General features: G+C 34.1%; 7 protein-coding genes. 3 read left to right on the forward strand and 4 right to left on the reverse strand.

What is annotated here, in order from left to right; all coding sequences use genetic code 11:
• Positions 1-210 precede the first annotated feature (210 nt).
• The 4 genes from B3I31_RS00705 to B3I31_RS00720 form a co-directional block, all read right to left on the reverse strand.
• Complete coding sequence (locus tag B3I31_RS00705) at positions 211-2,508, reverse strand: glycoside hydrolase family 65 protein (RefSeq protein WP_114998830.1); 2,298 nt, start codon at positions 2,506-2,508, stop codon at positions 211-213.
• Positions 2,509-2,535: 27 nt separating this feature from the next.
• Entirely contained in the window at positions 2,536-3,192 is a 657-nt protein-coding gene (pgmB, locus tag B3I31_RS00710) for a beta-phosphoglucomutase (RefSeq protein WP_221853995.1), read from the reverse strand.
• A 5-nt stretch (positions 3,193-3,197) separates the two neighbouring features.
• Positions 3,198-4,544, reverse strand: a complete 1,347-nt coding sequence (locus tag B3I31_RS00715; RefSeq protein ID WP_038331042.1) for an MFS transporter — start codon at positions 4,542-4,544, stop codon at positions 3,198-3,200.
• A 162-nt stretch (positions 4,545-4,706) separates the two neighbouring features.
• The gene (locus tag B3I31_RS00720; protein WP_038331040.1) at positions 4,707-5,726 is read right to left on the reverse strand and encodes a LacI family DNA-binding transcriptional regulator; all 1,020 of its coding nucleotides are present in this window, start codon (positions 5,724-5,726) and stop codon (positions 4,707-4,709) included.
• 224 nt (positions 5,727-5,950) lie between these two features.
• Here B3I31_RS00720 and B3I31_RS00725 point away from each other — a divergent pair, with 224 nt between their 5' ends.
• The 3 genes from B3I31_RS00725 to B3I31_RS00735 are packed head-to-tail and all read left to right on the forward strand — an operon-like array spanning position 5,951 to position 11,532.
• A complete protein-coding gene (locus tag B3I31_RS00725; RefSeq protein WP_125349452.1) occupies positions 5,951-8,869 on the forward strand; it encodes a SusC/RagA family TonB-linked outer membrane protein in 2,919 nt (972 codons plus the stop codon).
• Positions 8,870-8,879: 10 nt separating this feature from the next.
• The gene (locus B3I31_RS00730) at positions 8,880-10,505 is read left to right on the forward strand and encodes a RagB/SusD family nutrient uptake outer membrane protein (RefSeq protein ID WP_291059266.1); all 1,626 of its coding nucleotides are present in this window, start codon (positions 8,880-8,882) and stop codon (positions 10,503-10,505) included.
• 1 nt (position 10,506) lies between these two features.
• On the forward strand, positions 10,507-11,532 hold the full coding sequence (locus B3I31_RS00735) for a SusE domain-containing protein (RefSeq protein ID WP_125349454.1): 1,026 nt from the start codon (positions 10,507-10,509) through the stop codon (positions 11,530-11,532).
• Positions 11,533-11,575: the final 43 nt, after the last annotated feature.

Below are 11,575 nucleotides of genomic sequence, written 5' to 3' on the forward strand. Positions count from 1 at the left end.
TGTCATTCTGAGTTTATCAAAGAATCTTTTTAAATTCTCTGTCCAGCTGAACTTGTTTCAGCTTCTCATTCTCTGCTTCATGCGATCCTGAAATGAATTCAGGATGACTTTTTTAAAATAAGTTTTCAGAATAAACTTAGAACTTAAAACATCTATTCTAAATAAAAATACCCTGAAAACCGAAGCCTTCAAGGTATTAGATTCCCTTTATTAAATCGAAGGCTGAACAACTACTTTCTGGTCGAAAACATAAACCTCTAACGGTTCTGTTCCTTCCAGTTCAAAAATTGTTTCTCCTTTATTTACAATAACTTTTAGGATTTGATGACGGAAATTGACTTTGAACGAAAAACCTTCCCATTGTTCTGGTAAACGCGGCTCAAAATACAATTGATCGTTTTTCACACGCATTCCACCAAATCCTTCTACAATCGACATCCAAGTTCCAGCCATAGATGTGATGTGTAATCCTTCGTGAACTTCTTTGTTATAATCATCTAAATCTAAACGAGAAGTTCTCAAATAAAATGTATATGCTTGCTCCATTCTTCCTAACGTTGCTGCTTGGATGGAATGAACACAAGGCGATAATGATGATTCGTGAACCGTTAATGGTTCGTAAAAATCAAAATGTTTTTCTAATTGATCTTTCGAAAATTGATCTTCGAAATAATAGAACGATTGTAAAACGTCTGCTTGTTTGATATAAGCTGAACGTAAAATTCTATCCCAAGACCATTTTTGATTAATCGGACGTTCTTCTTTTGGTAATTCAGAAACAGGTGTTAAATCTTTATCCAAGAAACCATCTTGCTGTAAATAAATTCCTAATTCTTCACTGAATGGAAAATAAATATTCTCTGCAACTTCTTTCATTTCTGCTAATTCAGCATCAGTAATACTTCTCTTTGCAGCGATTCGAGCGAAATCCTCTGGATAATTTGTTTTGACGTTTTCAACTTGTTCCAACAAATAATTCATACACCATTGTGCACAATAATTTGAATGGAAATTGTTGTTGACATTATTTTCATATTCGTTAGGTCCCGTAACTCCTAACATCACATATTGTTTTTTGTCGTTTGACCAATTCACACGCTGTTTCCAAAAACGTGCAATTCCTAATAAAACCTCTAAACCAGCTTCTGGAATATACGTTTGATCTCCCGTAAAACGAACATAGTTGTAAATCGCAAATGCAATAGCTCCATTACGGTGAATTTCCTCGAATGTAATTTCCCATTCGTTATGGCATTCTTCACCATTCATCGTAACCATCGGATACAAAGCTGCACCTTTGTTGAAGCCTAATTTTTCTCCATTTTCAATCGCTTTATCCAATTGATTAAAACGATACATTAATAAGTTTCGCGCAACTTCTTGATTTTTTGTTACCATGTAAAATGGCAAACAATATGCTTCTGTATCCCAATATGTAGAACCTCCATATTTCTCTCCCGTAAAGCCTTTTGGACCGATATTCAAACGCTCATCTTTTCCAGAATACGTTTGATTTAATTGAAAAATATTAAAACGAATACCTTGTTGCGCTTTTGTATCACCTTCTATAGTGATATCAGCCATTTCCCAAATCTTTGCCCAAGCTTCTTTTTGGTTTATTAACAATTGTTCATAACCTTGTTCATTTGCTTGAGATAATACATTTTCGGCAGCGTTAATTAATTCATTTTTAGGATGATTTGTCGAAACTACATAACCTCCAAATTTCTCAATTGTCGCGGTATCATTCGCTTTTACCTCAACTTCATATGTAAATTCTACTTTTGTTTCAGTTTTAACATCACTTGTTGGTGTATTTTGTTGATAACTTCCATTTACCAAGATTTTATTCTGCATAAATGTTACGACTTCAAAATGAGTTTTGAACGTACGCGCTTGTACAAAACCTTGTTCACCTTTAATTTCAGAAAAAATTGGTTCCCAAAAAATCTCTTCCCAGTTCGCATCTTCGTTCTTTACAGCTGCATCAACATAAGGTTTGAAGACAATTTTCGCATCATCATTGATTGGTTTGATGTCATATTTAATTGCTCCTAATTCATCTAAATCAGCAGAAAGAAAACGTCGAACAAAAACCTCAATTTCTAATCCTGAAGGTAAAATCGCAATAAATGAACGATCCAATAAACCTTCTTTCATATTCAATTCGCGACGGAAATTTTTAACTTCTTTACAAGTGTTTAAATCAAATTTTTCACCGTTAATTTCGATGTCAATTCCAATCCAAACTGGCGCATTTAATACTTTTGCAAAATATTCTGGATAACCGTTTTTCCACCATCCCACTTTTGTCTTGTCAGGATAATAAACGCCGGCAATATAGCTTCCTTGAAATGTATCACCTGAATAAAATTCTTCGAAATTGGCACGTTGTCCCATTGCTCCATTTCCGATAGAAAATAAACTTTCAGACGATTTTACACGATCTTTTTCAAACCCTTCTTCGATAATTGACCACGCATTCGGGATGATATAATCTTGATTCATTTTGTTTGTTGTATGTAGTTTGTATAATTATTGATTGATTAATTCGACCAAGAAATCCTCTGAGATTTCAGTAAAATTTTTAAAGTTGTATTTCGCTTCATTCAAAACCGAAGCTTCTCCAATTCCGATGCTTGTCATTCCTGCTACATTTGCTGCTTCAATTCCTGCAACAGAATCTTCAAATACAATTGAATTTTCGTTTGTTTGATTCGCTTTTTTCGCTCCAACGATAAAAACTTCTGGATCTGGTTTTGCGTTAGAAACATCGTTTCCATCTACGATATCATCGAAATAATTTAGAATATTAACTTTCTCTAAAATTGGACGTGCATTTTTAGAAGCTGATCCCAAAATAATTGGTTGATTGTTTTCTTTTAGAAAGTTTAAAACGTCCATAACGCCTGGTAAAATTTCAGAATCGTCCATCTTATCAATGTATTCTAAATATTCTTTGTTCTTCTGAATTAACCATTCGTTTTTCTGCTCATCAGAAGCTTCAACATTTCCCAATCCAAGAATAATTTCTAATGATCGCACACGAGAAACACCTTTCAATAATTCGTTATGTTCGTGCGTAAAATCGATGTTTAGATTATTCGCTAATTTTTTCCATGCTAAATAATGGTACTTTGCAGTGTCGACGATGACACCATCTAAATCAAAAATAAATGCTTTAGTTTTCAAAATGATTATGCTTTGATTGGTTCATCCACATCTTTTACGCGCGTTACAAAAAGTGCTGCAATAATTAGCGCAACACCGCTGGTAACAATGGCGAAAATTGGATTATCGTGATATAAATATTTTACAATTGGACCGCCTAACAATGCGTTGACGATTTGAGGCATACAAATGAAGAAATTGAAAATTCCCATGTAAACACCCATTTTTTTCGCTGGAATTGCTCCCGCTAAAATTGCATAAGGCATCGATAAGATACTTGCCCAAGCGATTCCTACTCCGATCATGGAAAGGATTAGTAATTTTGGATCGTGAATAAAATAGATTGAAATTAATCCTAATCCTCCACAAATTAATGAAATAGCATGTGTTGTTTTTCGACCAAATTTTAAGGCTATTGCTGGTAAAAAGAAGGCGAATATTGCAGAAATTCCGTTGTAAACTCCGAAGATAATTCCAACCCAATCCCCTGCTTTTTGGTACGTTTCTGAATGTGTATCACTCAAAGACAAACCGTACACATGATGAGCGATTGCAGGCGTAGCAAATACCCACATACCGAATAATGCAAACCACGTAAAGAACTGTACCAAACCTAATTGTTTCATCGTTTTTGGCATATTCCCAAAATCGGTAAAAATCTGTGTTAAGCTTGCTTTTTCTTCAACAATTGGTTCTCTACCTTCTGCTTTTTCGAAAGCGTCTAATTCTTCTGGCGAATATTCTTTTGTTGTAAAAATGGTAATTAAAACGGTTACAATAATTGCAATTGCTCCAATAATGAATGATAAAATTAAGTGAAACGGAACTTCTCCTTCCGCTGCAATACTTGAAACACCAAACCAGTTGCTCAAAATATAAGGCAACCACGAACCGACAACAGCTCCTAAACCAATAATTACAGTTTGAATTGAATATCCTAATGTACGTTGATCCGAAGGCAACATATCTGCTACAAATGCACGCATCGGTTCCATCGCGATATTGAATGAAGCATCCATTATCATCAAGAATCCAGCACCCATCCATAATGCAGGCATCAATGCCGTAAATGCACCTGCTTGTGGCATTAAGATTAATCCGAAAGAAGCCAATAAAGCTCCTACTAAAAAGTATGGTTTTCTTCGTCCAAATTTAGACCAAGTATTATCTGAATAATGACCAATAATAGGTTGAACAATCAATCCCATTAGCGGTGCAACAATCCAAAACCAAGACAATTCGTGCACATCGGCACCAAATGAACTTAGAATACGGCTCGCATTTGCGTTTTGCAAGGCGAAACCCATTTGAACTCCTAGATATCCGAAACTTAAATTCCAGATTTCAAGAAATCCTAATCTACGCTTTCTCATTATCGTAATTTTTTTATGTATTTTACGATAAGCGTTTTATGCTTATCAAAACTATATTTTTGTAATTTGAGAAGTAAAAATATGTTTTGATTTGTTTACAATGTTAAAACTTTTTTTTGGGATTATTGCAACTGTAACAATTATTTAACCAAAAAAAACTTACTAAATCGTTGTAGTTTCTCTGTGTAATAATTCTGTTCCGACAACTTCGGTAATGTAATGCTCATGCTCGTTTTCTGACTCTAATTTTTGAATCAATAAACGCGCTGCAATCTCACCCATTTTGAATGCATTTTGTTTGACTGTAGAAATGCTTGGAATTGAGTTCTTGGAAATTACACCATCTGTAAAAGCTATTAAATGTAATTCTTCTGGCACTTTGATTCCTTTTTTCAGTGCTGCTCTCAACACTTTTACGGCATATAATTCATTTACTGCCATTACTGCGTCAAATTTATTTTTTTCGAAAAACTCATCAATCATAGTGTCCAACTGACTCTCGTCTTCTACACGCAAAATCAAGTTTTCGTCAACTGCAATTCCATTCGCTTCTAATGTTCTTTTATATCCTTCGGTTCTTAAGCGTCCAACACTTATATAATCTGGCGTTGTGATAAAACCGATTTTCTTGCGTTCTTTACTTATAAAATACTGAATTGCTTCTTGTGTCGCAAGTACATCATCAATAATCACTTTATCAGTATAAACCTCACGCGTTACACGGTCGAACATCACAACTGGCATTCCTTGGTTGATGATTTCTTTGATATGATGATAATCTTTTTTGGCTTGAGTTTCTTTCGAAAGAGAAATCACAAATCCGTCTATACTACCCGCTGCAAGCATCTCCATATTAATCACTTCACGTTCGTACGATTCATTTGACAAACATATTAAGACATTATAACCATATTGATTGGCTAAATTTTCGATTCCACTAATTACCATCGCAAAAAAATCGTGAACGATTTCGGGAATAATCACGGCAATGGTTTTCGTTTTACGATTCTTTAGACTTAATGCTATATTATTCGGTTTGTAGTTGTATAATTTTGCAAATGCCTGAATCTTTTGTTTCGTTACAGCACTAATCTCTTCGCTATTTTTCAACGCCTTAGAAACCGTTGATATCGAAACATCTAACTCTTTTGCAATCTGTTTTAATGTCAAATTCTTTTTCATAATCTTCTTTCTACCTTAACCATCAATCTTATTCTACTAATTTCCGTCTTTTTTATTAAAAATTAACATGCTATAACAATTAATTTAATTATTTATTAACACGAAAACGTTTTCGTTCAACTAGTTAGTGTATTACATACACAATCAATCAATTAAACAACTTATATTTGGTAATGAGAAGTAAAAATATAAATTAATAATTAACGAAACAAAACAAAAAATATATGAGGATTTTAAAACAATCTCTTCTAGCATTAGTTTTATCAAGCCCTGCTATTTTATCTGCACAAACTGCGATAAAAGGAACAGTACAAGATAGCGCTAATAACACGGTTTTAGCTGGTGCAGATGTTTCGAACATTACAACAGGAGAATCGACAGTTTCTGATGAAAAAGGAAATTTTACATTAGAAGCGAACGATGGTGATATAATTGTTATCAGTTTTTTTGGTTATGACGATCAAGAAATAACTTTTGCGGGACAAACGCAATTACAACTTCGTATGTCTAAAACGACAGAAAACTTGAAAGAAGTAGTTGTAATTGGATATGGTACAGCTAAAAAAGAAGATGTCACAGGTTCTGTAAATCAATTAAATTCAGAAGATTTCAACAAAGGATCAATCACTTCTGCGCAAGAATTAATGACAGGGAAAATCGCTGGTGTTGTGGTAACATCTGCTGGTGGAGCTCCTGGTGACGGTCAAAACATTATCATTCGTGGTAATAGTTCGTTATCATTAAACTCTCAACCATTATATGTAGTTGATGGTGTTCCTTTATCTGAAGTAAATATTGGAGGTTCTCGAAATCCTTTGGATTTCTTAAATCCTAACGACATCGAAACGATGACTATTTTGAAAGATGCTTCTGCAACTGCCATTTATGGTTCTCGTGCTGCGAATGGGGTTGTAATGGTTACAACTAAAAAAGGAAAAGGAAAAAAATTCCGTTTTAATTATAATTCAATTACATCAATTTATCAACCAGAAGGTTATATTGATGTAATGAATGCAGATCAATTCCGTGAATTGGTAAAATCTGTAGGAACAGCTGACGAAATTTCTCGTTTAGGTAACGCAAATACAGATTGGCAAAAAGAAATTTATAGAACAGCTGTAGGTTTTGATCACAACTTTAGTGCAACAGGAAATATTGGAGGTAAAATGCCGTCTCGTTTTTCTATTTCTAACACAGATCAAGATGGTATTTTGAAAGGAGATAACATCAATCGTACAACAGCTTCTATGAACTTAAGTCCATCTTTCTTAGATGATCACTTAAAATTTGAATTGAATGCTCGAGGTTCTTATATCGAAAATCAATTTGCAAACAGAGGTGCAATTGGAGCTGCTTTAGAGTATGATCCAACTCAACCAGTTTATTCTGGAGCAAATATATTTGGAGGTTACCACACTTGGATGGACGGATCTGTTAAACACAATTTAGCGCCAACTAACCCAGTTGCATTAATCAACGAAAACAGAGATACATCAGAAGTTCGTCGTTTTGTAGGAAATGCAAAAATGGATTATAAATTACATTTCTTACCATCTGTTACTGCAACAGTTAATGTAGGTTATGATATTTCTAATGCGAATGGACGTAATGTAACAACTGCAAATATGCCAAACTCTTCTTTGACATGGGATGGTTCTAAAACAACATTTAGCGCACAATTCTACAACAAATTATTTGATGCATATTTAACATTCAACAAAGATTTTGGACAACACGGATTAACTGTTGTTGGAGGTTACAGTTATCAATACTTTAATACATACAACACCAATTACGATAGTGAATTAGAACAACAAGGTTCTGATCAATTTACATTCGTAGACCGTGATCACTATTCTTTACTATCATACTTCGGACGTTTAAACTATAATTTTGATAATCGTTACATCTTAACAGCTACTATGCGTGCAGATGCTTCATCAAAATTAAGCCATGACAACCAATGGGGTTATTTCCCTTCTGCAGCTATTGCATGGAATATCTCTAAAGAAGAATTCTTGAAAGGAAGTTCTGTTGTAAATGATTTGAAATTACGTGTTGGATATGGTAAAGTTGGTAATGTGAACGGATTAGGAAACTTCCAATTCTTAACGCGTTATCAAGGATCAGAATCAACTGCTTATTATCAATTTGGTTCAACATTCTATCAAACTTATCGTCCTCAACCATTTAATGGTGATTTAAAATGGGAAATTTCTAGTACATTAAATGCTGGTATTGATTACTCTTTATTCAAAAATAGAATCTATGGTACATTAGACGTTTACAAGAAAAAAACAAGTGATTTAATTGCGAGTGTTTATGTAGATCCATTTACAAACTTTGGAAATATGATCGATAAAAATATCGGTGATATGGAAAATAAAGGAATCGAATTTAGCATCAATGCTGATATCGTAAAAACAAAAGATTTTGATTGGTCTTTTGGATACAACATCGCTTTTAATGATAATAAAATTGTCAACTTACCTACTGATAATTTAACAGGTGGTATCGATGGAGGAACTGGTAACAATATTCAAATTCAACGTGAAGGAGAAGAACCATTTAGTTTCTACGTATACAAACAAATTTATGATGCAAACGGAAAGCCTATCGAAGGAGCTTACGAAGATTTGAACAACGACGGAATCATCAACGAAAAAGACCGTTATATTCACAAAAGTCCTTTCGCAAAAGTAACAATGGGATTCAATACATTCTTCCGTTACAAAAATTGGGATTTAAGTGCAACTGCTCGTGCTAATATCGGAAACTATGCTTACAATAACATGGCTTCGTCTAAAGGTTACAGCAAAAAAGCGACAGGAAATGGTCAAAACTATTTATCTAATGTGCTTTCAAGCTACTACAACACAGGTTTCACAAGTATCACAGAAACTAATTTGTTAAGTGACCACTTTATAGAAGATGCATCTTTCTTCCGTATTGATAACATTACATTAGGTTACAACCTAAAACAAGCAATCAAAGGATTAGATATTCGTCTTTATGGAGCGGTTCAAAACGTAGCTGTATTCACAAATTACAGTGGTTTAGATCCTGAAATTTACCGCGGAATTGATAATAGTTTTTATCCAAGACCGAGAACGTATGTATTTGGTTTAAATGTTAATTTCTAAGAAAACTACAATGAAAAAGATTAAAATTTCAACATATATTTTAGCTGCGGCATTGGCTTTCTCTGTTTCTTCATGTCATGATGATTTAGATTTAATGCCAAATGATCCAGATACTTATACACAATTTGATGTATTCAAAGATGTTGCTACTGCAAAATCTGCTTTAGCAAAAGTATATTCTTCTTTAGCACTTACTGGACAAAAAGGTCCAGCGGGAAGTGGAGATATTCAAGGTATTGACGAAGGTGCTTCTCAATATACTCGTTTAATGTTCAACTTAAATGTATTAACAACAGACGAATCTATTGTTGGCTGGGGAGATCCAGGTTTACCAAACTTGCATGAGATTTCTTGGGGAGCAAGTAACAGTTTTGTTGAAGCGATGTATTATCGTTTAGCACAAACCGTTTCTTTCTCTAATTCATTTATTGCAAACGCTGAAGCTTTATCAAGCACAACTCCAGAAGTGAAAGAATATGTAGCTGAAGCGCGTTTCATTAGAGCATATGCTTATTATAGCTTAATGGATTTATATGCGAATGTTCCGTTAGTAACAGAAGTTTCTTCTGAATTACCGAAACAAAGCAATCGTAAAGAGATTTTCACTTTCGTTGAAAGCGAACTAAAAGCTATCGAAGCTGAATTAAAAGCTGGTCGTACAAACGAATACGGACGTGTAGACAAAGCAGCTGCCGAAGCATTATTATCTCGTTTATATCTAAATGCAGAAACTTGGATTGGTGAAGCAAAATATACAGAAGCCATCACTTATTCTAAATTGGCTATGCAAGCTGGATATACGCTTAACATAACTGATGGAAATAAAAATGGTTCTGCTTATGACGAATTATTTTTAGCTGATAACAATACGAATGGCGCGCAGAACGAAGCTATTTTCGTTTTAAATTTTGACGGAAATAATTCTCGTACATATGGAGGTTCTACTTTCTTAGTAAAAGCTGCAATTGGTGGAAAAATGACAGCTGCTGATTATGGTGTAAATGGTGGATGGGGAGGTCCTCGTTCTACAAAAGCATTGGTGAATCAATTTACAGATGCTGTAACAACGAAAGACAGTAACGGAAATCCAACTGCATGGAAAGATAAACGTGCGATGTTCTTTACAGATGGACAAACATTTGAAATTAACAACATAGGTACATTTGGAGAAGGTTATGCTGTTTACAAATGGTCAAATAAACGTTCAGACGGAAAAAGTGCAAACGACGCAACAGGAGAATATGTTGACACAGATGTTCCTATAATTCGTTTAGCAGAAGTTTATTTAAACTATGCCGAAGCTGTTTTACGTGGAGGAACTGGTGGTGATCGTGCAACTGCATTGAGCTTAATCAACGAATTAAGAACTCGTGCATACGGAAATACATCAGGTAATATTACTGACGGACAATTAAACTTAGATTTCATTTTAGCAGAAAGATCAAGAGAGTTGTACTGGGAAGGAACGCGTAGAACGGATTTAATTCGTTTCAGTAGATATACAAATAATTACAATTGGCCTTGGAAAGGAGGCGTTCATAACGGAACTTCTGTAGATGCTACAAAAGCTATCTTCCCAATTCCAAACAATATTATTGTCATTAATCCAAACTTAACTCAAAACCCAGGTTATTAAGATGAAAAATTTTATAAAATATATTTCGTTAGCTTGTGCGAGTATTTTTGCCTTAAGCGCATGTAACGATGATGAAGATATCATCAAATTAGATCCCTCAAATTTTGTTGCACCGAAAGTAGAAACACCTGCTTCATCAACAATTGAATTATTAGAAGAAAATGCTGCAAATACAGCAATGACATTTAATTGGAGTGCCGCAAATTATGGAACAAATACTCCTCCTAAATATGAATTACAAATTGATGTAAAAGGAGATAATTTTGAAAATCATCAAGTTCTTACTTCAACTTCAACATTAACAGCTGATGTTACCGTAAAAGAATTGAATTTAGCAGTTATTGCTTTAGGATTAGAACCTTTTAAAGAAGGAGAAATAGAATATCGTATTGTCTCTACAGTTGGTACTCCTGGTTCTCAACAGTTAATTTCTAATGTCAATATATTAAAAATAACGCCATATCCAACAGATTTATCTACAAATTGGGGTGTTGTTGGTTCTGCTACTCCTAACGGTTGGGACGGGCCAGATGTTCAATTTTGGAAAACTGATGTTACAAATGTATTTGTAGCGTATACAGATTTAAAAGCTGGTGAAATCAAATTCCGTCAAGACAACAAATGGGAGTTAGATTATGGTGGATCTAATGGAAAACTTGAAAAAGGAGGTAAAAACATCGCAGTAGATGCCGGTACTTACAAGATAACTATGGACTTAACAAATCTAACTTATAAATTAGATAATTATTCTTGGGGATTAGTAGGTGACGCTACAGCAAACGGATGGGATGGTCCAGACCAAAAATTGTCTTATGATGGTACTTTAGATGCTTGGACTATTACTACAACATTAAAAGATGGAGAATTTAAATTCCGTTTAAATAATGATTGGGGAACAAATTTTGGTGGTACAAGTAATGCAGGAGAATTAACAGACAAAGACGGTACTAACATCAAAATAAAAGCTGGGAAATATAAAATCACAGCTAATTTCAACAAGAAAACTTATACAGTAGAAGCTCAATAAAATTTTTTCTCATCAACAAATAATTTTTTAAAAGCCATTAAAA

The sequence above is a fragment of the Empedobacter sp. UBA3475 genome (assembly GCF_002378465.1).
In the GTDB taxonomy this organism is placed as follows: domain Bacteria; phylum Bacteroidota; class Bacteroidia; order Flavobacteriales; family Weeksellaceae; genus Empedobacter; species Empedobacter falsenii_B.